This is a genomic window from Akkermansia sp. GGCC_0220, assembly GCF_017566105.1.
Classification (GTDB): domain Bacteria; phylum Verrucomicrobiota; class Verrucomicrobiia; order Verrucomicrobiales; family Akkermansiaceae; genus Akkermansia; species Akkermansia massiliensis.
In genome coordinates this window covers 1-1,264 of sequence record NZ_JABFCI010000047.1, presented here as the reverse complement: position 1 = coordinate 1,264, position 1,264 = coordinate 1, and the positions used below count along the sequence as shown (strand labels likewise).

Genomic DNA, 1,264 nt, shown 5'->3' with positions numbered 1-1,264 from the left:
TGGCGGCGGTCAGCGTCTTGACGCGCTGTTTCTTCAATTCCGCAAGGGCGTCTTCGGTACTTTCAATGTGGAGACTCATAGAGGGACGTGTCTGGTTGGTGCAACGGCAAAAGCTCCCGCATCCTTGAAAAATGGGGAGAATTGCCCGGTTGCAGGTAGATGCTGCTGGCCTGCCTGTTTACGAGGCTGGCAGCATACTAAAACCAGACGCGCCGGTCTGTCAATCAGATTAGGAATTCTTGGTGCCTTCTCCCGTCCCGGGGAGAAAGCGGTAATACACCTCCAGCATCAGCGTGGCGAGGCACTGGCGGTAAATCTTGTCGTTGATGCTGCCCCCGTTGGTGTTCACGAGGCCCCCCGGCCCGGGGAAGCCGTTCGGGGCAAAGCTCCCGTCGGAGGCCTGGGCGCCGAGGGTGGAGTCACGGAAGGCCCTGTTGTAAGCCTTCCAGACGTCGCCGCCGCGGTTCATGGCCGCCTGCACCCCGTAGTAATGCTGGTAGAGGTTGGAGGAAGTGTTGTTGGCCTTCCAGTTGAACGGCTGGTTGGTATTCTTGAGCATCCAGTCCAGCCCCTTGCGCGCCGTGCTGTCCGAGCCGTTGCCGCACATTTGCAGGGAAAGCACGCCCACGCCCACCAGGGAGGGGCGGGCCGTAGCGTCTTCCCGGCCTTCCTGCATATAGGTGAAGAGGCCGTCGGGCTTGCCGCACTTGCGGCAATAGGAGGCCGCCTTGCGCAGGGCCGTGCGTATTTCCCCCTTGGTGGGGCGGATGCCGCCGTGCTCCGCGGCCTTCAGGGCCTGCACGTTCCAGCCGGTGACGGAAAGGTCGATGTCCGGATTGATCTTGTTGTTGTAGCTGTAGGCCCAGCCTCCGTTGGGGCACTGGGCGTCAATGATCCTGTCCACGGCCTTGATGACGACTTTTTCCAGATTGGCGATGGAGGGAATGTCCATCTGCTTGCAGAAGGTGTAGGCCTCGCACAGGGCGTAGGTGGCTACGGCGTGGTCATAGCTGACCTCGTTTCTCTGGGGCACCAGGGAAATGACGGGATTCTTCACGCCCTGGTCCACGAGGAAGGAGATGCCCTTCAGGACGGTCTCCCCGAAGTCTTCCGAAAGAGGGGTCTCGCAGTGGGCCAGGTAGGAGAGCAGGGCCAGGCCCGTCATGGCGCACTTGTAATTCTGGGGAGTCCCGCCCCAGGAGCCGTCCTTGTTCTGCTGCTTCTGGAGCCACTTGAGGGATTTGACCACGGCTTCCTCGCACTG

Annotated in this window: 1 protein-coding gene; it reads right to left on the bottom strand. The window is 61.2% G+C overall.

Annotated elements, in window-relative coordinates; translation table 11 throughout:
* Window positions 1-229: 229 nt before the first annotated feature.
* Window positions 230-1,264 (bottom strand): prenyltransferase/squalene oxidase repeat-containing protein (locus tag HJW02_RS12900; RefSeq protein ID WP_208050664.1); only part of this gene is annotated, 1,035 nt, incomplete at its 5' end.